Raw genomic sequence first — 18457 nt, forward strand, 5'->3', positions numbered from 1 at the left:
ACCAGCTACCGCCTCACCAAAGCCCAGCGTCAATGGCTCCGGCTCCGCGACGGCAGATGCCTCTTCCCCGGCTGCAACAACCACTCCCTGGACAACGACGCGGACCACCTCCTGGCCTGGGCCGACGAAGGCACCACCGGCATCGCCAACCTCGGACAAGCATGCCCCCGCCACCACCGCCTCAAACACAACACCGCCTGGACACCCGCCGGCGCCAGCAAAAACCACCCGCCAGGATGGACCTCACCCACAAACAGGCACTACCCCAGCGAACACCAGGACTGGGAACCACCCCACTGGCCCGATTGGTCCCTCGCCATGACCGCGACCACAGACATGACCGCGACCACAGACATGACCGCGACCATGACCACGGACACACTCCCGGACCACAGCCTGCCCGCAGAACCAGGCCATCATCCCGACCCGCCGCCCACCGGGCACCCCGGCCCGGACCCGGACCTGAAACTGCCCCCGGACCCCGGCCCGGACCCGGACCTGAAACTGCCCCCGGACCCCGGCCCGGACTGGCACTCATTCACGGCCGGGCACAAACTCCCAGCCGCTGGCACCGACGTTCCGCGTTGGCCAGACCCCGCCTATGAAGCCGTCCCCGAGCTATTCCTCTTACATGCCTGATTGCCGCGGCGACTGATCGCGCAGGTTCGAGCCGCACTTTTGCTGGCTGCGACCCATCCACGTTGGTGGCCTGCAGGTATCAGCGCCTGTGTCCAAAGTGGGTCCTGACCTGATTGGCATGACGGAACCATGTTGCCGCCTATGGCCGTGACGGCCTTGCAGCGGAAGTTGATTGAATCTTCGATGTCCGGTTCCGACAGGAGCCGGGGACGGACTCGGCGACGGCCGGTCCAAGATCACCGTCGTCGGAGCCACAACAGGTCAATTGCGGGCGGGCGATCGTCGGCGTGCCCCCGTCAGCGACCTCCGGCCTGCGGCTAACCGCTCGGAACTGCCACCGCCGCGTCAATTACGACGGAACCTGGGAACAGATCGACTCCAGGATCCCCAGGAACTACAGGATCCCTCAGGTCACCTAGCCACCAGCCGACCGCACGGAGGCCTAGTGGCCCATGCCGAGGCCGCCGTCGACCGGGATGACGGCGCCGGAAATGTAGGCGGCCTCATCGCTGGCGATCCAGCGGACGACGTTTGCCACCTCGGAGGCTTCGGCGAAGCGGCCGGCCGGGACCTTATCGAGGTAATCCTTCCGGGTTGCTTCGGGCAGCTCCGCCGTCATGTCCGTGTTGATGAAGCCGGGTGCCACCACATTCGCGGTGATGCCGCGGCCGCCGAGTTCGCGGGTCAGGGAACGGGCGATGCCGACGAGGCCGGCCTTGGAAGCCGAGTAGTTGATCTGGCCCGGCGCGCCGTAGAGGCCGGAGACGGAGGAAATCAGGACCACTCGGCCCTTGCGGGCTCGAATCATGCCCCTGGAGGCCCGCTTGATGACGCGGAAGGCGCCGGTGAGGTTGGTGTCGATGACGGAGGTGAAATCGTCCTCGCTCATGCGCATCAGCAGGGTGTCTTTCGTGATGCCGGCGTTGGCCACCAGCACCTCGACGGGGCCGTGCGCGGCCTCAACCGCGGCGAACGCGGCGTCCACGGAGTCTTCATCGGTGACGTCCGCAGTGACCCCGAGGATGCCCGCGGGGAGCGTCGATGCGCTGCGGTAGGTCACGGCCACTTTGTCCCCGTTGGCTAGGAAGGCCTCGGCGATGGCGAGGCCGATTCCGCGGTTGCCGCCGGTGATCAGGACGCTGCGGCCGGTGGTTGCTGTTTCAGGCATGTTGCTGCTCCGGGATTCTGCGGCGGGACAATGCCGCGCTGGGGGCTGGATTTTCCTGCCTTCGATCTTAGCGCCCGGCAGCCCTGTGTTTGGGCGGCACCCCCGATGGTGAGAGAATTGGAGTAAGCCTTGGGAGCGTGATCTGACAGTCTTGACAATCAACAACCGATCAGGTGTGCCGATGCCCGGGGACCCGGATGCAGCGTCCGGTGACATCGAGGTGCACAGCATTACTGACGCCGCCACCGCGCACTCTGAAGAGATGCGCCAGCGGATGATCAAGTACGCCGTAGCCATGGGGATCCGCATGGTGTGCCTGGTCCTGATTTTTGTGGTGGACGGCTGGTTCAAGGTGATCCCGATCATCGGCGCGGTGTTCCTGCCCTGGGTTGCCGTCATCGTCGCCAACGGCGGCGACCAAGCCGAGATCCACAGCGAGTCCCTGCTGGACTCCGCTCCGCTGGCCGAACTCGACGCCTCGGCCGCCGCGTCCACGTCGGTGGGCGGTTCCGGGCTCCCCGTGCCGGAGGACCCGTCGCTGACACTGTTGCAGGGTGAGCTGGTGGACGACGCAGAACGTGCCGACGACGGCGAACACGGACGGGCAGTTTCATGAACCTGCTTGACCTGGCCGGAAACGGCGCGGAGGCCGGGCCGCCCGCTGCGGTCTGCTCCCGCAAGGCCTGCCGGGCGGGCGCCGAATGGCAGCTGTTGTGGAACAATCCCAAAATCCACCCGCCGGAGCGGCGCAAAATCTGGCTCGCCTGCGGACAGCACCGGGACTGGCTCGAGGACTATCTCCAGACCCGCGGGCTCTGGAAAGAAACCGCGGCGCTGGACACCGCAGGCAGGGCACGCTGAATGTACCGTTTTCTCTTCTCCAGTAAATGGCTTGGCTACCTTTTGCTGGCCGCGATCTTCGCCGCCGCCTGTGTGGGTCTGGGCCGCTGGCAGATGGACCGCCGGGCCGAGACGCTGGCCGAAATTAACCGCGTCACCTCCAACTATTCCGCCACGCCCGTTCCGTTCGCGGAGGTCGCGGACCAGTTCAGCTCACTGGAAGCGCACCGCGAGTGGACCCAAGTGGAACTTAAGGGCAGTTACGAACCGTCCGGCCAGCGCATCGTCCGCAACCGGCCGCTCAACGGCCAGCCCGGCTACGAAGTGGTGGTACCGCTTCGCCTCGAAACGGGCGAAACCGTCGTCATCAACCGTGGCTGGCTGCCGATCGGCAACAGGAACCCGGGCCGGCCCGACTCGGTTCCTGCGCCGCCGGAGGGCACCGTGACCGTCATTGCCCGCTTGAAGCCTGCCGAGCCGGAGCTCCAGCGCGGCGCCCCTGACGGCCAGCTGGCGTCGATTGACCTTCCTGCCTACTCTGCGCAGCTGGGATATCCGCTGCTCACCGGCGCCTACGGCCGGCTCGCCGAGGAAACCCCTGCCGTGGCAGAGATGCCCTTCCCGTTCCCCAAGCCGACCACAGTTGAGGGAACGCATCTGTCCTACTCGCTGCAGTGGTTCGCATTCGGTGTCCTGATGTTCATCGGCTTCGGCTACGCGGCCCGGCAGCAGGCGCGGAACGCGGCCATTGACGCCGAGGATGCAGAAGCCGAGGGTGCCGGGGCAGATGGCGGTTTCATGCATTCGAGCGGCCCGGCACTCCGCCGTCGGCCGGTCCCCCGGACGCGGAAGAACGCGACCGCGGAAGAAGAGGAAGACGCCATCCTGGACGCCCAGGGGCTCTGAGGAGCGGACATCCTGGCTGGATCACCGGCGCCGAAGTCCTGGCGGTCCGTTGATCCCAGGTGGTGCTACGCCAGCGTGATCAGGTCCAGGTAGTCTTCGTTCCAATGGTCCTCGATGCCGTCGGGCAGCAGCACGACCCGCTCGGGGTTCAGCGCCGCAACGGCGCCCTCGTCGTGACTCACCAGCACGACGGCGCCGGTGTAGTTGCTCAGGGCCCCGAGGATTTCGGCGCGGCTGGCGGGGTCGAGGTTGTTTGTGGGCTCGTCGAGGAGCAGCACATTCGCACTCGAAGCAACGATGGTGGCCAGGGCCAGCCGGGTCTTCTCGCCACCGGACAGCACACCGGCGGGCTTGTCGACGTCGTCGCCCGAGAACAGGAACGAGCCCAGGATGTTGCGTACTTCCGCGTCATTCATGTCCGGGGCGGAGGAGCGCATGTTCTGCAGGACGGTGCGGTCCACGTCCAGCGTCTCGTGCTCCTGGGCGTAGTAGCCCACTTTCAGGCCGTGGCCCGCCACGACTTCGCCGGTGTCCGGCTTATCGACGCCGGCGAGCATCCGCAGCAACGTGGTCTTGCCGGCGCCGTTGAGGCCCAGGATGACCACCTTGGAGCCGCGGTCGATGGCAAGGTCAACGTCGGTGAAGATCTCGAGTGAACCGTAGGACTTGCTGAGGCCGTCCGCGGTGAGCGGGGTCTTGCCGCAGGGTGACGGATCCGGGAAGCGCAGGGCCGCCACACGGTCGGTCGCACGCACGGCTTCGAGCCCGCCCAGCAGACGCTCGGCCCGCTTTGCCATGTTCTGCGCTGCAACGGCCTTGGTGGCCTTGGCGCGCATCTTGTTGGCCTGGTCGGTAAGGACCTGGGCCTTCTTCTCCGCGTTGGCGCGCTCCCGCTTGCGGGCACGCTCGTCCGTTTCGCGCTGCTGGAGGTAGCGCTTCCAGTTCATGTTGTAGAAGTCGACCTTGGCGCGGTTGGGATCCAGCAAAAACACCTTGTTCACCGTGGCCTCGAGCAGCTCCGTGTCGTGGCTGATCACGATCAGGCCGCCCTGGTGGTTCTTCAGGAACTCGCGGAGCCAGGCGATGGAATCCGCGTCGAGGTGGTTGGTGGGCTCATCGAGGAGCATGGTTTCGGCGTCCGAGTACAGGATCCGGGCGAGCTCCACACGGCGCCGCTGGCCGCCGGACAGGGTCTTGAGCGGCTGGTTCAGCAGACGGTCCGGGAGCGCCAGGTTGGAGCAGATCGCGGCGGCTTCGGCCTCGGCCGCGTAGCCGCCGGCGGCCAGGAACTCCGATTCCAGCCGGTCGTAGCGGTTCATGGCCCTGCGCTGGACTTCGGCGTCCTCGCTGGCCATGTCCTCGTGCGTCTGCTTGAGCTTGTTGACGGCGATGTCCAGGCCGCGGGCGGCCAGGATCCGGTCGCGGGCCAGCTGCTCCATGTCCGGGGTCCGGGGATCCTGCGGCAGGTAGCCGATCTCGCCGCTGCGGGTCACCTTGCCGCCGGCGGGCAGGCCCTCACCCGCGAGCACCCGGGTCAGTGTGGTCTTGCCTGCACCGTTACGGCCCACAAGGCCGATCTTGTCGCCCTTGTCGATCCGGAAGCTCACCTGGTCCATAAGGAGGCGGGCGCCGGCGCGCAGTTCGAGATCCTGGACGGTAATCAATGCAGCTAAGGCCTTTCACAACAGGGAACACCGCGGCACAACGGATGGAATCTGGAAGGGGCCGGGGCAGTGCGGCCGAGAGTTCGGCCTCGACCAGTCTACCGGCCTTGCCCCTGCCGGATGACAAGAGCCTGCCGGTGGGCCCCGTCCGCCGTTGGCGGCAGTCTCCATCATCCGGGCCGCCCGCTAGTGGGGCTCCTACAAAAACGCACCGCCGCCGCCGCCGTATCGTGGCAGCCAGGACCCGCTTCCCCGTTCCATGCGACAGGAAAACCCATGACCAAGATTGACAAAGTTGTCCCGGCCAGCGTCACTGCCACTGCCACCGCCGCCGCAACCGGGCGGCGCAACCGCTGGAACGCCACCGACCTCGGCCTGATCGCCGTCTTCGCCGCCCTGGTTGCCGGTTCCGCGCTGATCGCCGCCATCCCCGTCGGCGGACTCGGGGTCCCCATCACGCTGCAGACCCTCGCCGTTATGCTCACCGGGCTGGCGCTCGGCCCGGGCCGGGCCTTCGCCGCCGTCGGACTGTACGTCCTCCTGGGACTGGCCGGGCTGCCGATCTTCAGCGGCGGACGCGCCGGACTCGGGGTCCTGGCCGGCCCGTCAGCCGGCTACATCCTGGCCTTCCCGCTCGCCGCCGCAGCGGCGGGCTGGCTGACCGTCGTCGTACTCCGCCGGACCGCGGGCCGCGCCGGGAAGATCCGCGGCGTTCTCCTCTTCGCCGCAGCGATGGTGAGCAGCATCATCTTCGTCCACGGCCTCGGCGTCCTCGGCATGATGGTCAACGCCAAGCTGAGCCTGTCCGCGGCCTTCCTCGCCGACCTCGCCTATTACCCCGGCGATGTGATCAAGAACGCACTGGCCGTGACGATCGCACTGTCCCTGCACAAGGCCTTCCCGGACCTGTTGCTCCGCCGCGTCCGCACGGCAGCTGCCGGGCCGGTGAGCTCCCGCCCGTGAGCGTCGTCCTGGACCGGGTGGCCGTCCGCGTGACCGTTGACGGCCGTGCCGAGCCCAAGACCCTGCTCGAGGGGTTGTCACTGGACCTTGCGGAGCCGCGGATCGGCGTGATCGGCGCGAACGGCTCGGGCAAATCCACCTTCCTGCGGCTCCTCAACGGGCTGGTAGCCCCGAGTGCAGGCACCGTCATGGTGGACGGCCGCGACACCGTCCGCGCGGTGCGGGATGTCCGGCGCCACGTTGGGTTCGTCTTCACGGATCCGCTTTCCCAACTGGTGATGCCCACGGGTCGCGAGGACGTGGAGCTGTCCCTGCGGCGGTCCGTGCGGAACCCGCAGGAACGCCGCGCCCGTGCTGAGGCGGCCCTGAAGGGTTTCGGGCTGCTGGCACTGGCGGACCAGAGCATCTACGAGCTCTCCGGCGGGGAACGCCAGCTCCTGGCACTGGCCGCCGTCCTGGCTGTGGCCCCCGAGGTGCTGGTGTTGGACGAGCCCTCCACCCTGCTGGACCTGCGCAACCGCGAGCTGCTGCGCCGGACCCTGGCCGGGCTGGGTCAGCAGATCATCCTGTCCACGCACGACCTTGAGTTCGCCCAGGACATGGACCGGGTTCTCGTGGTTGACGCCGGGAAGGTGGTGTTCGACGGCGGGCCCGCGGCCGCCGTGGCCCATTACCGTGCGCTGTGCACGGCGGGAATGGCGCCGGGGCGGCCATGAGCGGACATGGTTTCCTGCTCGCCAACTATGTGCCCGGCACATCGGTGGTCCACCTCTCTCCGCTGTGGCTGAAGTTCCTGCTGGTGCTGGGATCCGGCATGGCGTCGTTCCTGATCTCCGATTGGACGGCCGCCGCCGCGGTGCTGGTGCTCATGTGCGCGCTGTTCCTGCTCAGCGGGGCCGGCGTTGCGCGGCTGGTCCGGGCCCTCCGGCCTGTTGTGCCCGTGCTCGTGGCGATCGGCCTGTTCCAGTGGTGGCAACTCGGTGGACCCACGGCGGCGCGGATTGTGCTGAATGTGCTGGTCTGCGTTGTGGCGGCGTCGATCCTGACCGCGACGACTCCGGTCCAGGCGCTCCTGGACGGTGTGGCTTCCCTGGCCCGCCCCTTCGAGCGCTTCGGCGCGGATCCTGAACGCTTCGCGCTGACGATTGCCATCATGCTGCGCAGTATCCCCTTCATCGCCGGAGCCTTCGCCGATGTCCGGGACTCCGCCCGGGCCCGCGGGCTGGAACGGAACCCGAGGGCCCTGGTGCTGCCGGTGTTCATCACCGCGGTGGCCTTCGCCCGCCAGACCGGGGAGGCCCTCGCCGCCCGGGGGCTGGGTGACGCTGAGGACCGGGCCACCTGACGCTTCGCCTCCCGCGGACCAGGAATGGACATGTCCCGCGGGGGTCAGGGGAACGTGCGGTATTCCAGCAGCGCGGCGGTGCCCATGCCGCCCGCGCTGCTGATCAGGGCCAGGGCCAGCTGTCCCTCCACTCCGCGGCGGCGTGCCTGGGCCAGGAGCCGCGTAACCAGCACCGCGCCGGAGGCCCCGTAGGCATGACCCAAAGCCAGGGCCCCGCCGTCGAGGTTGGCACGCTCGGGGTCAATTCCCAGCTGCTCCAGGCAGGCTATGGCCTGCGACGCGAACGCTTCGTTGAATTCGACCAGATCCAGCTCGGCTGTTGTTACGTGCAACGCCGCGAGCAGCCGGTCTCCCGCCGCTGCCGCGCCGATTCCCGGGAGCTGCGGATCCACTCCGGCGGTGTCCGTGCCCAGCACGAGTAACCCGTCGGCGGCGCCGAGCTCGCGGGCATGACGCAAAGAGGTGATGACGACGGCGGCGGCACCGTCGGCGTCGAAGCAGGAGTTGCCGGCGGTGACGGTACCGTCCGCCACGAAAGCCGAGGGAAAGCGCGCCAGCACCGGCCCGGACAGGCCGCGGCGCGGGCCATTGTCCCCTGTCACCGGACCGTTCGCCCCGGCCAGATGGACAATCTCGCGGCCGAACGCTCCGGCTGCGGCCGCCGCGATGGCACGCCGGTGGCTGCGCAGCGCAAAGTCGTCCTGCCGCACCCGGCTGATACCGTAGCGGGCCGCCACGTTCTCTGCGGCCACCCCCATGTCCGGATCGCCGTGGCTGAGCGGGGCAAACTGCGCCCGCGAGAAGAACTCGGGATCCCCCCGGGCACTACGGTGGGCCCGGAGCGGTGCCGTGCTGATGCTCTCAACCCCGCCGGCCAGATATACGCCGCCGCCGAAGGACCCGCCTGCCGCCACAAGCCGGGACGCCAGGACAATTGCGTCCAGCCCGGAACCACACTGGCGGTCCACCGTGATGCCAGGGACACTGACGGGCAACCCGGCTTCGAGTGCCCCGAGCCTGGCCACGTTCCCGCCGCCGCCCACGGCATTGCCGATCACGATATCCGCCACCGCCGAGGACGAAACCCCGGCGTCCCCAAGCAGGCCGAGCAGTACGGGGGCCAGCAGCTCGTGGGCGCGAAGGGTCTTCAGGGCGCCGTTGGCGCGGCAGACCGGGGTGCGGCGTGCGGCAATGATGACGGGCTGCCGGTCGTCCGGAGGGGGCTGATTCTCCGGCCCGGCCCGTCCGTCCGGAACAGTCGTCCGGAGCTCAGCCAAGTCGCCGGATCCGGGGGTCGTTGCCGGCGATCCAGTCGAGCAGGAGCTGCCTGCTGAGCTTGCCGCGGTCAGTCAGCGGAAGCTCAGCCAGCGCGAAGTACTCCAGCGGCCGCTTGTTCCGTGCAAGCACGTGCTCGACGCCCGCTTTCAGCTGGGTCGCGGTGATCCCGCCGTGGGAAGGCACGACGGCGGCCACCACCCGCTGGCCGCGGATGTCGTCGGCCAGGCCGGCGGCCACCGCGGAGGCGACGCCGGGCACCGAGGCCAGCGCGAGCTCCACCTCGTGGGGGTAAACGTTGGTTCCGGCGGTGATGATCATGTCCGAGCGGCGGCCCAGCATGTGCAGGGTTCCGCCGTCGAGATGGCCCTGGTCCCCCACCGTGTACCAACCGTCGAAGCAGCGGAGGGCATGGCCGTCGTCGCCCCACAGGTAGCCACTGCTGACCATTCCGCTGCGGACGCAGATGGTGCCGTCACGGCCGTCCGGCAGTTCCGCGCCATCGTCATCCAGGATCCGGATTGCGACGCCCGGAAAAGGTTTCCCGATGCCGGTTCCGCCCGGCTCCCGCTGCTGTCCGGGGCGCAGGCCGGCACCGGAGACGAAGCTGAGCTCGGAGGCGCCGTAGTACTCGAAGATCGTTGCGTTGGGCGCCCAGCGCCGCGCCGCTTCCAGGGTCCGGGCGTCGAGCTTTGATCCGGCGCAGATGATGGAGCGGATCCCCGAGGCGTCGACGCCGCCGATCAGGCCCCGCTCGCTGAGCAGCCGCAGCATCGTGGGAACCAGGACCAGGCGCGTTATCCCGTCGTGGACCACGGCGGCGTGCGCATCGCCGACGTCGAAGTGCTCCAGCGTGTGGAATTCGGAGCCAGCGTACAGGCACTCGGCCAGGGCGTAGAGGTTCAGGCTGGCAGCCAGCGGCCCGGGGGCCAGCGTCTTGTCTTCCGGGGCCAGGCCGAAGAATTCGATGGAAGCGTCGAAGGACTGCTGCCAGGACCGGCGCGTCCGGGTGAAGGCCTTCGGGACGGCCGTGGTGCCGGAGGTGAGCCCGATCAGGAAGGGCGAATCGGGCGGTCCGTCCGCCAGATCGACGCCGGCCAGTTCGACGCCAGGCGGGAAAGCTCCAGCCGGGAAGGCTCCCGGGCGAGCTGACGGCACTGTCTTCCGGATCTTGTCCGTGATCCCGTCCTGCAGGTGCTGCGGCCAGGCCGGATCCAGCACGGCGCACTGCCGTTCGCCCGCGACGGCCGCGGCGAAGGCACCGGCGAACTGCACGGAGTTGCGTTCGGAGAGGACAGCGACGGCCGGTGCGGCGGGAACGAGCGCAGCGGCGGCATCCCGCAGCTCGGCCCAGCCCAGCCGTTGTCCGGCCACGACGACGGCGGTACCGTCGGGGCGCTCATCGGCCCAGCGCTGAAGTCTGTCGAGAAAGGGCATCGGATCAACTTTACCGGCCGTTGGCGCTCCCGTTCCCGGTAACCGATATTGTGACAGCATGAGTTTCAATGACAACGTCCAGCTGGACCCCTCACAAGTCCAGGACCGGCGGGGCATGGGCCGCGGCGGCAAGGTGGGAGTGGGGATCGGTGGCGGCATTGTGCTGCTGATCGCCGCCCTGCTCGGGGTCGATCCGCAGCTGCTCGAGGGCCTCACCGGCAGCACGCAGGATCCGGGTTCGCAGAGCCAGGGCACCGGCCCGGCATGCAAGACCGGTGCCGATGCCGATGCCCGGCTCGACTGCAGGATCACGGGCACCGTGAATAGCCTCAACGCTTTCTGGCCGGCCTACCTGGCCCAGTACAACAAGAAGTATCCCCAGCCGCAGACCGTGATCTTCGCCGGCGGCACCGGCACCGGCTGCGGCGCGGCGACGTCAGAGATCGGTCCGTTCTACTGCCCCGCCGACTCGACAGCCTACTTTGACCCGGGCTTCTTCCAGGAACTCGTTGACCGCTTCGGATCCTCGGGCGGCCCGCTGGCGCAGGAGTACGTCGTCGCCCACGAGTTCGGCCACCATGTCCAGAACGTGCTCGGCAACCTGGACCGCGCGCAGCAGGATCCCCAGGGGCCGGAGTCGGGCGCGGTCCGGGTGGAGCTGCAGGCCGACTGCTATGCGGGCCTGTGGGCGCGGCACGCAAGCACCACGAGCGACCCCGCCACCGGCCAGCCGTTCCTGGAACCGCTGACGCAGCAGGATCTCCAGGACGCACTGTCCGCCGCCTCATCCGTGGGTGATGACCGGATCCAGAAGGCAGCCACCGGCCGGGTCTCACCAGAGTCATGGACCCACGGCTCCAGCGCCCAGCGGCAGAAGTGGTTCTACCAGGGCTATACCACGGGCGACATCAACCAGTGCGACACGTTCGCCGTCGCCGCGCCGTAGCCCCATCGACCGCTCCATATCTGCCGTTTTGACGTGCCTTTGGGGCACTTGCGGAGCAATCGATGAAACGACGACGCCGGCCCCGCCTTTCAGAGGCGGGGCCGGCGTCGTCGTAAGCGGGATTTAGATGTTGAAGCCGAGGGCGCGCATCTGGTCGCGGCCGTCTTCGGTGATCCGTTCCGGACCCCAGGGCGGCATCCACACCCAGTTGAGGCGCCACTCGTCGACGACGCCGTCCAGGGACTTACCGACCTGCTCCTCGATCACATCCGTGAGCGGGCAGGCGGCCGTGGTGAGCGTCATGTCGATGAGCAGGGCGCCGTCGTCGTCTGAGTACTTCAGCCCGTACAGCAGGCCCAGATCAACGATGTTGACCCCAAGTTCCGGGTCGATCACATCCTTGAGCGCCTCTTCGACATCCTCAAGGCCCGTGCGGGCCACATTCAGTTCGGTCATGGCGGAGTCCTTACTAAGCCTGGGCCGCAGCGTCGGCGGCAGCGATGGCGGCCGCCCCTGCGCCGGTGGCGTAGCGGTCATAGCCTTCTTCTTCAAGGCGGTCCGCCAGCTCCGGGCCGCCTTCTTCCACAACCTGGCCGTCAACGAACACGTGGACGAATTCCGGCTTGATATAGCGCAGGATCCGCGTGTAGTGCGTGATGAGCAGGGTTCCCATGTTGCCTTCGGCGTGGGCGCGGTTGACGCCCTCGGAGACAACTTTGAGCGCGTCCACGTCAAGGCCGGAGTCGGTCTCGTCGAGGATGGCGAACTTCGGCTTGAAGAGCTCCAGCTGGAGGATCTCGACGCGCTTCTTCTCGCCGCCGGAGAAGCCTTCGTTGACGTTGCGCTGGGTGAAGTCGGCGTCGATGCGCAGCTGGGCCATGGCAGCTTTGACATCCTTCGTCCAGGTGCGCAGCTTGGGGGCTTCGCCGTCGATCGCGGTCTTGGCGGTGCGCAGGAAGTTCGTCATGCTCACGCCCGGAACCTCGACGGGGTACTGCATGGCCAGGAACAGGCCGGCGCGGGCGCGGGCGTCCACGGTCATGGCGAGGACGTCTTCGCCGTCCAGCGTGATGGTGCCGGAGGTGACGTTGTAGCGCGGGTGCCCGGCTACGGTGGATGCCAGGGTGGACTTGCCGGAGCCGTTGGGGCCCATGATGGCGTGCGTTTCGCCGGTCCTGATGGTCAGGCTGACGCCCTTCAGGATTTCCTTCGTGCCCTGCTCGGTGTCAATGCTGACGTGCAGGTCCTTGATCTCAAGAGTAGACATGTGTCTTGTTCTCCTCTGCACCGTACCCTCCGGCACTGTGCGGTTTCTTGGCGATAAGTTCTGTGATGCGGGTTGCCGGCGACGTGGTGCCGGCGGCTAGCTGAAGTTCGGAGCCGCGGCACCGTTCAGGACGTTGGTGAAGTCCACGTAGACCTCGTCATCCAGGACGGTCACGGCAAAGACAGGGACGGGATCGTAGGCCGGGAGCTGGAGCGGTTCGCCGCTGCGCAGGTCGAACTGGGACCCGTGCCCCCAGCACTCGATCTTGCAGCCTTCAACCTCTCCTTCGGAGAGCGAGATGTCCGCGTGCGAGCAGGTATCGCCGATGGCGTGGATCTCGCCCATGGAGTCCTTCACGATCGCTACGGGGTAGTCGTCGATCAGGATCCGCAGCGCCTGCTTGAGTTGGATTTCGCTGGCGTTGCAGACCAGCTCGCCCTTTGGCTGTTCAGTCATGAAAAGTTTCCGTGTTCTCCAGTGCTGCGCACTAGTTGTCCGTTGCCGCGAGTTCGCGCTCGACGGCGGCCGTGAGCCGCTCTTCGATGGCGGGAACCCTGATCTGCTGGATGATCTCGTTCAGGAAGCCGCGGACCACCAGACGGCGGGCCACCTTTTCCGGAATGCCGCGGGCCATCAGGTAGAACAGGTGCTGGTCATCGAATCGTCCGGTGGCACTGGCGTGTCCGGCGCCGGCGATCAGGCCGGTCTCGATCTCGAGGTTGGGCACGGAGTCCGCGCGGGCGCCGTCGGTGAGAACCAGGTTGCGGTTAGCCTCATAGGTGTCGGTGCCTTCTGCCTCCTTGCGGATCAGGACGTCACCCACCCACACGGTGTGCGCGTTACGGCCCTGCAGCGCGCCCTTGTACAGCACGTTGGACTTGCAGTTGGCGACGGCGTGATCCACGAACAGGCGCTGCTCGAGGTGCTGGCCGGCGTCGGCGAAGTACAGGCCGAACAGTTCCACTTCGGCGCCCGGGGCGGTGAAGCGTGCGGAGGGCGTGACGCGCACGAGGTCGCCGCCGAGGCTGACGACGATGTGCTTGAACCTCGCGTCGCGCCCAAGCTTCACCTGCTGCGAGGAGGCGTGCACGGCGTCGTCGTTCCATTCCTGGAGCGAGATGACGGTCAGCTGCGCGCCGTCCTCAACCAGGATCTCGACGTTTTCCGAGACGACGGCGGTGCCCTGGTGGTCCAGGACCACGACGGACCTGGAGAACTTCTCCGCCACAATCACGAGGTGCTGCGCGGCGGCCTGCGTGCCCTGGCCGGTCAGCAGGACGTTGACCTCGCCGTCGACCTGGACCTCGGCGGGAACCGTGATGACGGTGGCCTCGGTGAAGTTTTCCCAGGCGTTCGCCGAGACGCGGTCCTCGGGAATGGCCGCGGAGCCGATCCGGCGGTGGTCCCGGCCGACGGTCTCCACGGTGACACTGTCCGGAGCCGTGACGCTCACGGCCGGAGCGGCGCCGTTGAGGACGTCGGTGTGCAGGCCGCGGAGGCGCTTGAGCGGGGTGAACCGCCAGTCCTCCTCCATGCCGGTCAGCGGCTTGAAGTCCGCCAGTTTGTAGGAGGTCAGGCGGCCGGCGCGTGAGCTGTCCGGAATGCCGACGCCGCCGCCGTGCGAGTGGCGCTTGACCGCCTCGCCGGCCAGCGGTGACTTGGATTCGGCCGCGTTCAGCGGCGAAAGGCTCTCGCCCTCCTCGGTGAAACCGTTGATGAACGGCTTGGCTGAGGGGGCGCCGATGCGGGCCTTTTCAGTAGTGATGTCAGTCATTAACCGACCGATCCTTCCATCTGCAGTTCAATCAGTCGGTTCAGCTCGAGGGCATATTCCATCGGCAGTTCGCGGGCAATCGGCTCGATGAACCCGCGGACGATCATCGCCATGGCCTCGTCTTCGCGCATGCCGCGGGACATCAGGTAGAACAGCTGCTCTTCGCTGACCCGCGAGACCGTGGCCTCGTGGCCCATCGTGACGTCATCCTCGCGGATATCGATGTACGGGTAGGTGTCCGAGCGGCTGATGGTGTCCACCAGCAGGGCGTCGCAGCGGACCGTGTTGGCTGAGTGCTTGGCCCCTTCACGGACCTGGACCAGGCCGCGGTAAGCGGCACGGCCGCCGCCGCGGGCCACGGACTTGGAGACAATGGAGCTCTTGGTGTTCGGCGCGATGTGGACCATCTTGGAGCCGGTGTCCTGGTGCTGGCCCTCGCCGGCGAAGGCGATGGACAGGGTCTCGCCCTTGGCGCCTTCGCCAACAAGGTAAACGGCCGGGTATTTCATGGTGACCTTGGAGCCGATGTTGCCATCGATCCACTCCATGGTGGCGCCCTCTTCGCAGATGGCGCGCTTGGTGACCAGGTTGTACACGTTGGTGGACCAGTTCTGGATGGTGGTGTAGCGGACCCGGGCGCCCTTCTTCACGATGATTTCGACGACGGCGGAGTGCAGCGAGTCCGAGGTGTAGATCGGCGCGGTGCAGCCTTCGATGTAGTGGACGTAGGAGTCCTCGTCCGCGATGATCAGCGTGCGCTCGAACTGGCCCATATTTTCGGTGTTGATGCGGAAGTACGCCTGCAGCGGGATGTCCACGTGGACGCCCTTGGGCACGTACACGAAGGACCCGCCGGACCACACGGCCGTGTTCAGCGAGGCGAACTTGTTGTCGCCCACCGGGATGATGGTGCCGAAGTACTCCTGGAAAATTTCCGGGTGTTCGCGCAATGCGGTGTCCGTGTCCAGGAAGATGACGCCCTGCTCTTCCAGGTCCTCGCGGATCTGGTGGTAGACAACCTCGGACTCGTACTGGGCCGCGACGCCGGAGACGAGGCGGCTGCGCTCGGCTTCCGGGATGCCCAGCTTCTCGTAAGTGTTCCGGATGTCCTCGGGCAGGTCTTCCCACGTCTTGGCCTGCTTCTCCGTGGAGCGCACGAAGTACTTGATGTTGTCGAAGTCGATGCCGGAGAGATCCGCACCCCACGTGGGCATGGGTTTGCGGTCGAAGTACTTCAGGCCCTTGAGCCGGAGGTCGAGCATCCATTCCGGCTCGTTCTTCTTGGCCGAGATGTCGCGGACCACGTCATCGTTGATGCCGCGGCGGGCGTTGGCGCCGACGTCGTTCTTGTCAGACCAGCCGTACTCGTAGGTGCCGATTCCGTGCAACTCGGGATTCTTCTCCAGAATCTCCGAAATCACAGTAGATCCAGCAACCTTGTTCTCTGATAGTTGGTCCGTCATCACGGCCTTTCTTGCAGATGGTTGGATACTTCGTCCAGGTTGCCCGGTGCCGCCGCAGTGCCGCGGGGCACCGCGGCCGCCGGCCGGCCTGTAGGTATGTGGGTGGTGCAGACATGGCCGCCGCGGGCCAGTGTGGACAGCCGGCGGACGTCGACGCCGACCAGCCGGGAGAACACCTCGGTCTCCACCTCGCAGAACACGGGGAACTGCGCGGCCAGCTGCTGGATGGGGCAGTGACCCTGGCACAGCTGGACACTCGAGAGCGACGCCGGCAGGGGCGCCTTCGCCTCGATTGAGGCCGCGGAAGCGACGAAGCCGTCCCGGTTCAGGGCCTCGGACAGCACCCGGGCGCGGGCGCTGATGTCAGTGCCCGCCTGCTCGATGCCGGGCGCGTAGCGGCGTTCCATCTCGGCGAAACGCTCGACGGCGAACTGGCGAACCGCCTCGGGACCGGCCGTTTCATTGAGCCGCTGCAGCGCCAGGGTGGCGATGTCGAGGTAGTCGTTGCCGAGCGTGGACTGGCCCTGGGAGCTGAGCACATAGCGGCGCGCGGGGCGTCCCGCTCCGGCCCCTGCGCGGGCAACCCGCTTGACTTCGATCACGCCGTTGCGTGAGAGGTGGTCCAGGTGCCGGCGCACGGCGGCGGGGGTGAAACCAAGCAGTTCGCCGAGTTCGGCGGCACTGATCGGCCCATGCTCCAGCACCGCGTTCAGCACACGGTCCCGGGTGCGTTCGTCGGCGTCGGACGCCGGCACTGCTGCCACAGTGCCCGCAGCGGCGGCAGGCACGTTTGACGTGCCGCGCCGCGCAACGGCAACAGCGGAGGATGAGCTCATGGAATACACAACACAATCATGTCGTAATTTAGTCCCCCAATCCAGTAAGGCATGGCTACCCTCCCCGGCCCCCGGTGCCGCCGTCGGACGCCGTCGTCACGGGCAGTGCGCGGCGGGTGACCGGTCCGCGACGTACTACATCACGTAGAATGCTTGGGTGCGATCTCCCGAATCCCCGGTCCTGACCATCAGCGGGCTCATCAAGGACGTTGGTCCGCTGCCCGCCCTTGACGGCAAGATGCTGCGGGTGGTCAGCGGCATTTCCCTCGTCGCCGAACGCGGACAGGTCACCGCGCTGCTGGGAGCCAATGGTGCGGGCAAGACCACCACCATCGAGTGCGCCCAGGGACTCCGGAAGCGCACCGCCGGCAGCATCAGCCTGCTGGGGCAGGATCCGGACACCGCCGGAGCCGGGCTGCGGGCCCGCGTCGGCGTGATGCTGCAGGACGGCGGGCTGCCGCCGTCGGCCCGGCCCGTCCCCCTGCTCAGGCACATTGCCGGTATGTACCAGGACCCGTGGCCGGTTGACGAGCTCATCGCCCGGCTCGGCATCGATACCTTCAGCCGGACCTCCGTGCGGCGCCTGTCCGGCGGACAAAAGCAGCGGCTCGCCCTCGCCGCCGCCCTCGTCGGCAGGCCCGAGGTGCTCTTCCTGGACGAACCCAGCGCGGGCCTTGATCCGCAGTCGCGCCAGCTGGTGTTTGAGCTGATCTCCGGACTCCGCGACCGCGGCATGGGGATCGTCCTGACCACCCACCTCATGGACGACGCCCAGCGCCTCGCCGACTATGTCTATATCATCGACTCCGGCCGGAACGTCGCCGAAGGAACCGTCGCGCAGCTGCTGGCGCACCCGTTGCCGCCCGGCACCGGGGAGCAACACATCCGCACCCTGCTGTTCGAGACCGAGCCGGGACTCGATTTCACCGGGGTGCTGCCCGACGGCGTCGACGTCACCGAAGCCCGCGCCGGCAGCTACGCCGCCACAGGGTCACTCACCCCCGCCGATCTGGCCGCCATCACCGTCTGGTGGGCAGCGCGCGGGATCATGCCCAGCTCCCTGAGCCTCGAAGCCCGCAGCCTTGAGGACGTCTTCCTGGACATCTCCGGACGGGAGATCCGATGACTGCTGTTCCGGGCAGCGCCCAGCCCGGCTACAACCAGCCCGGGAACGCGCACGCCGCTCTTGGCAGTGCCCCCGCTCCGCTCCTGCGCCGGATCGTGCTGCAGGGCAAATACGAGACCGTCACCATGCTCCGCAACGGCGAGCAGCTGATCCTCGCGATCGTGCTGCCGCTGCTTGCCATGGCTGGCCTGACCGTGACACCGCTGCTGGACGGGCTTGGCTCGAGCCGGATCAACGTCGCCGTGCCGGGCATCCTGGCCTTGTGCGCCATGTCCACCGCGTTCACGGGCCAGGGCATTTCCACCGGCTTCGACCGCCGCTACGGCGTGCTGCGTTTCCTCTCCACCACTCCCCTCGGCCGCACCGGATTGATCGCCGGAAAAGTCCTGGCCGTGCTGGTGGTGCTGTCACTGCAGATGCTGGTCGTCACTGCGGCGGCCCTGCTTCTCGGCTGGCAGCCCGATCCGCTGGGCTGGCTGCCGGGACTTGCCCTGCTGGTGTTGGGCGCCGTCGCTTTCACGGCACTGGGCCTGCTGGTGGCCGGCACGGTCCGGCCGGAGGCGACGCTCGCGATCACCAACCTGCTCTGGATTCTCCTGGGCGCCCTGGGCGGCATCGTGATCCCTGCCGAACGGCTGCCTGCCCTGGTGCAGGCGATTGTGCAGTTCCTCCCCTCCGGCGCGCTGGGACAGGCGTTGCGGGATGCTTTCCTGGAGGGCAGCGTCAATACCGGTGCCGTCCTTGTCCTGCTGCTCTGGACGGCACTCGCCGGCGGCGCAGCAACCCGTTGGTTCAAGTGGAATTGAGA

The 18457-nt window shown here is 67.6% G+C and carries 20 protein-coding genes; 10 read left to right on the forward strand and 10 right to left on the reverse strand.

Annotation, left to right across the window (positions count from 1 at the left end; translation table 11 throughout):
• Positions 1-639 (forward strand): HNH endonuclease signature motif containing protein (locus tag AC50X6_RS10420; RefSeq protein ID WP_494966144.1); only part of this gene is annotated, 639 nt, incomplete at its 5' end.
• 442 nt (positions 640-1081) lie between these two features.
• Here the strand turns inward: AC50X6_RS10420 and fabG are convergent.
• Complete coding sequence (gene fabG, locus AC50X6_RS10425; RefSeq protein ID WP_494966145.1) at positions 1082-1807, reverse strand: 3-oxoacyl-ACP reductase FabG; 726 nt, start codon at positions 1805-1807, stop codon at positions 1082-1084.
• A gap of 151 nt (positions 1808-1958) precedes the next feature.
• On the opposite strand from fabG, the gene AC50X6_RS10430 reads away from it, so the two are divergent.
• From AC50X6_RS10430 to AC50X6_RS10440, 3 genes are read left to right on the forward strand one after another with little or no spacing between them, the layout of a single operon-like run.
• Complete coding sequence (locus tag AC50X6_RS10430) at positions 1959-2423, forward strand: DUF3099 domain-containing protein (RefSeq protein WP_494966146.1); 465 nt, start codon at positions 1959-1961, stop codon at positions 2421-2423.
• Positions 2420-2668, forward strand: coding sequence for a hypothetical protein (locus tag AC50X6_RS10435; RefSeq protein WP_494966147.1), 249 nt, complete (start codon positions 2420-2422; stop codon positions 2666-2668). The genes AC50X6_RS10430 and AC50X6_RS10435 overlap by 4 nt, the downstream gene beginning before the upstream one ends.
• Complete coding sequence (locus AC50X6_RS10440; RefSeq protein WP_494966148.1) at positions 2669-3553, forward strand: SURF1 family cytochrome oxidase biogenesis protein; 885 nt, start codon at positions 2669-2671, stop codon at positions 3551-3553. It begins immediately after the preceding gene.
• Between the two features lie 65 nt (positions 3554-3618).
• On the opposite strand, the gene AC50X6_RS10445 is transcribed toward AC50X6_RS10440, so the two are convergent.
• A complete protein-coding gene (locus AC50X6_RS10445; protein WP_494966149.1) occupies positions 3619-5217 on the reverse strand; it encodes an ABC-F family ATP-binding cassette domain-containing protein in 1599 nt (532 codons plus the stop codon).
• Between the two features lie 276 nt (positions 5218-5493).
• Between AC50X6_RS10445 and AC50X6_RS10450 the strand changes: the two genes are divergently transcribed.
• The 3 genes from AC50X6_RS10450 to AC50X6_RS10460 are packed head-to-tail and all read left to right on the forward strand — an operon-like array spanning position 5494 to position 7525.
• Positions 5494-6180, forward strand: coding sequence for a biotin transporter BioY (locus tag AC50X6_RS10450; RefSeq protein WP_494966150.1), 687 nt, complete (start codon positions 5494-5496; stop codon positions 6178-6180).
• Positions 6177-6896 (forward strand): energy-coupling factor ABC transporter ATP-binding protein, encoded by a 720-nt coding sequence (locus AC50X6_RS10455; RefSeq protein WP_494966151.1) that lies wholly within the window; start codon positions 6177-6179, stop codon positions 6894-6896. The genes AC50X6_RS10450 and AC50X6_RS10455 overlap by 4 nt, the downstream gene beginning before the upstream one ends.
• On the forward strand, positions 6893-7525 hold the full coding sequence (locus AC50X6_RS10460) for an energy-coupling factor transporter transmembrane component T family protein (RefSeq protein WP_494966152.1): 633 nt from the start codon (positions 6893-6895) through the stop codon (positions 7523-7525). Before AC50X6_RS10455 ends, AC50X6_RS10460 begins: the two co-directional genes overlap by 4 nt.
• Before the next feature lie 44 nt (positions 7526-7569).
• Here the strand turns inward: AC50X6_RS10460 and AC50X6_RS10465 are convergent, their stop codons facing one another.
• Both AC50X6_RS10465 and AC50X6_RS10470 read right to left on the reverse strand, forming a co-directional pair.
• Positions 7570-8802, reverse strand: a complete 1233-nt coding sequence (locus tag AC50X6_RS10465) for a thiolase family protein (protein WP_494966153.1) — start codon at positions 8800-8802, stop codon at positions 7570-7572.
• Positions 8795-10237: a class I adenylate-forming enzyme family protein gene (locus tag AC50X6_RS10470; protein ID WP_494966154.1), complete on the reverse strand. Its 1443-nt coding sequence runs from the start codon at positions 10235-10237 to the stop codon at positions 8795-8797. Before AC50X6_RS10470 ends, AC50X6_RS10465 begins: the two co-directional genes overlap by 8 nt.
• Positions 10238-10295: 58 nt before the next feature.
• Between AC50X6_RS10470 and ypfJ the strand changes: the two genes are divergently transcribed.
• Positions 10296-11183: a KPN_02809 family neutral zinc metallopeptidase gene (gene ypfJ, locus AC50X6_RS10475; RefSeq protein WP_494966155.1), complete on the forward strand. Its 888-nt coding sequence runs from the start codon at positions 10296-10298 to the stop codon at positions 11181-11183.
• Positions 11184-11306: 123 nt separating this feature from the next.
• On the opposite strand, the gene AC50X6_RS10480 is transcribed toward ypfJ, so the two are convergent.
• The 6 genes from AC50X6_RS10480 to AC50X6_RS10505 all read right to left on the reverse strand — a co-directional run bounded on the left by AC50X6_RS10480 (position 11307) and on the right by AC50X6_RS10505 (position 16523).
• Positions 11307-11639 (reverse strand): metal-sulfur cluster assembly factor, encoded by a 333-nt coding sequence (locus AC50X6_RS10480; RefSeq protein ID WP_459317961.1) that lies wholly within the window; start codon positions 11637-11639, stop codon positions 11307-11309.
• A gap of 13 nt (positions 11640-11652) precedes the next feature.
• Positions 11653-12450, reverse strand: coding sequence for a Fe-S cluster assembly ATPase SufC (gene sufC, locus AC50X6_RS10485; RefSeq protein ID WP_494966156.1), 798 nt, complete (start codon positions 12448-12450; stop codon positions 11653-11655).
• Positions 12451-12546: 96 nt separating this feature from the next.
• The gene (locus tag AC50X6_RS10490) at positions 12547-12906 is read right to left on the reverse strand and encodes a non-heme iron oxygenase ferredoxin subunit (RefSeq protein ID WP_494966157.1); all 360 of its coding nucleotides are present in this window, start codon (positions 12904-12906) and stop codon (positions 12547-12549) included.
• Positions 12907-12937: 31 nt separating this feature from the next.
• Positions 12938-14224 (reverse strand): Fe-S cluster assembly protein SufD, encoded by a 1287-nt coding sequence (sufD, locus tag AC50X6_RS10495; RefSeq protein ID WP_494966158.1) that lies wholly within the window; start codon positions 14222-14224, stop codon positions 12938-12940.
• The gene (gene sufB, locus AC50X6_RS10500; RefSeq protein WP_494966159.1) at positions 14224-15687 is read right to left on the reverse strand and encodes a Fe-S cluster assembly protein SufB; all 1464 of its coding nucleotides are present in this window, start codon (positions 15685-15687) and stop codon (positions 14224-14226) included. The genes sufD and sufB overlap by 1 nt, the downstream gene beginning before the upstream one ends.
• Positions 15687-16523 carry a helix-turn-helix transcriptional regulator gene (locus AC50X6_RS10505; protein WP_494966160.1) on the reverse strand — a complete coding sequence of 279 codons (837 nt, stop codon included), beginning with the start codon at positions 16521-16523 and terminating at the stop codon, positions 15687-15689. Before AC50X6_RS10505 ends, sufB begins: the two co-directional genes overlap by 1 nt.
• A 157-nt stretch (positions 16524-16680) precedes the next feature.
• Here AC50X6_RS10505 and AC50X6_RS10510 point away from each other — a divergent pair, with 157 nt between their 5' ends.
• Both AC50X6_RS10510 and AC50X6_RS10515 read left to right on the forward strand, forming a co-directional pair.
• Positions 16681-17649 (forward strand): ABC transporter ATP-binding protein, encoded by a 969-nt coding sequence (locus tag AC50X6_RS10510; protein WP_494966161.1) that lies wholly within the window; start codon positions 16681-16683, stop codon positions 17647-17649.
• Positions 17646-18455 carry an ABC transporter permease gene (locus AC50X6_RS10515; protein ID WP_494966162.1) on the forward strand — a complete coding sequence of 270 codons (810 nt, stop codon included), beginning with the start codon at positions 17646-17648 and terminating at the stop codon, positions 18453-18455. Before AC50X6_RS10510 ends, AC50X6_RS10515 begins: the two co-directional genes overlap by 4 nt.
• The last annotated feature ends 2 nt before the right edge of the window (positions 18456-18457 follow it).

The sequence above is a fragment of the Pseudarthrobacter sp. HLT1-7 genome, assembly GCF_059383435.1.

Bases quoted from the DNA above. Each gene is read 5' to 3' on its own strand.
- sufB (WP_494966159.1), bottom strand. From the start codon at position 15,687: ATGACGGACCAACTATCAGAGAACAAGGTTGCTGGATCTACTGTGATT.
- AC50X6_RS10435 (WP_494966147.1), top strand. From the start codon at position 2,420: ATGAACCTGCTTGACCTGGCCGGAAACGGCGCGGAGGCCGGGCCGCCC.
- AC50X6_RS10450 (WP_494966150.1), top strand. From the start codon at position 5,494: ATGACCAAGATTGACAAAGTTGTCCCGGCCAGCGTCACTGCCACTGCC.
- sufD (WP_494966158.1), bottom strand. From the start codon at position 14,224: ATGACTGACATCACTACTGAAAAGGCCCGCATCGGCGCCCCCTCAGCC.
- ypfJ (WP_494966155.1), top strand. From the start codon at position 10,296: ATGAGTTTCAATGACAACGTCCAGCTGGACCCCTCACAAGTCCAGGAC.
- AC50X6_RS10490 (WP_494966157.1), bottom strand. From the start codon at position 12,906: ATGACTGAACAGCCAAAGGGCGAGCTGGTCTGCAACGCCAGCGAAATC.
- AC50X6_RS10440 (WP_494966148.1), top strand. From the start codon at position 2,669: ATGTACCGTTTTCTCTTCTCCAGTAAATGGCTTGGCTACCTTTTGCTG.
- AC50X6_RS10505 (WP_494966160.1), bottom strand. From the start codon at position 16,523: ATGAGCTCATCCTCCGCTGTTGCCGTTGCGCGGCGCGGCACGTCAAAC.
- AC50X6_RS10515 (WP_494966162.1), top strand. From the start codon at position 17,646: ATGACTGCTGTTCCGGGCAGCGCCCAGCCCGGCTACAACCAGCCCGGG.
- fabG (WP_494966145.1), bottom strand. From the start codon at position 1,807: ATGCCTGAAACAGCAACCACCGGCCGCAGCGTCCTGATCACCGGCGGC.
- AC50X6_RS10480 (WP_459317961.1), bottom strand. From the start codon at position 11,639: ATGACCGAACTGAATGTGGCCCGCACGGGCCTTGAGGATGTCGAAGAG.
- sufC (WP_494966156.1), bottom strand. From the start codon at position 12,450: ATGTCTACTCTTGAGATCAAGGACCTGCACGTCAGCATTGACACCGAG.
- AC50X6_RS10460 (WP_494966152.1), top strand. From the start codon at position 6,893: ATGAGCGGACATGGTTTCCTGCTCGCCAACTATGTGCCCGGCACATCG.
- AC50X6_RS10470 (WP_494966154.1), bottom strand. From the start codon at position 10,237: ATGCCCTTTCTCGACAGACTTCAGCGCTGGGCCGATGAGCGCCCCGAC.